General features: G+C 64.2%; 1 protein-coding gene and 1 pseudogene. One reads left to right on the top strand and one right to left on the bottom strand.

What is annotated here, in order from left to right; translation table 11 throughout:
- Positions 1-12: 12 nt before the first annotated feature.
- Positions 13-60, top strand: a pseudogene (locus tag CVH10_RS27345) (hypothetical protein); the annotation flags it as partial.
- A gap of 23 nt (positions 61-83) precedes the next feature.
- Here CVH10_RS27345 and CVH10_RS27340 read toward each other — a convergent pair.
- Positions 84-274 (bottom strand): hypothetical protein (locus tag CVH10_RS27340; protein WP_369335914.1); only part of this gene is annotated, 191 nt, incomplete at its 5' end.

Here is a 274-nt window from a genome sequence, read left to right as displayed (position 1 = left end):
CGCGCCTGGACGGTGTGGCGCCACTCGCTGGCGACGGGCGCGGCCTATCAGATCGAATATCGGTTGCGACATCATGACGGCACCTATCGCTGGGGCGTGCGCTGCCGATCCGCGGCGCGGCGGGGCAGATCGTCCGCTGGTTCGGGACGTGCACCGACATCCACGAACAGAAACTGGCGCTCGAAGAGCGTGAGGTGATCAGCCAGGAATTGAGCCACCGCATCAAGAATATCTTCTCGGTCATCGCGGGGCTGGTACAATTCACGGCCCGGAC

The organism is Halomonas sp. ND22Bw, from assembly GCF_003011945.1.
In the GTDB taxonomy this organism is placed as follows: Bacteria; Pseudomonadota; Gammaproteobacteria; order Pseudomonadales; family Halomonadaceae; genus Halomonas; species Halomonas halophila.
Note: the sequence above shows the minus strand (reverse complement) of the source record. Positions and strands in the feature narration are given on the sequence as shown.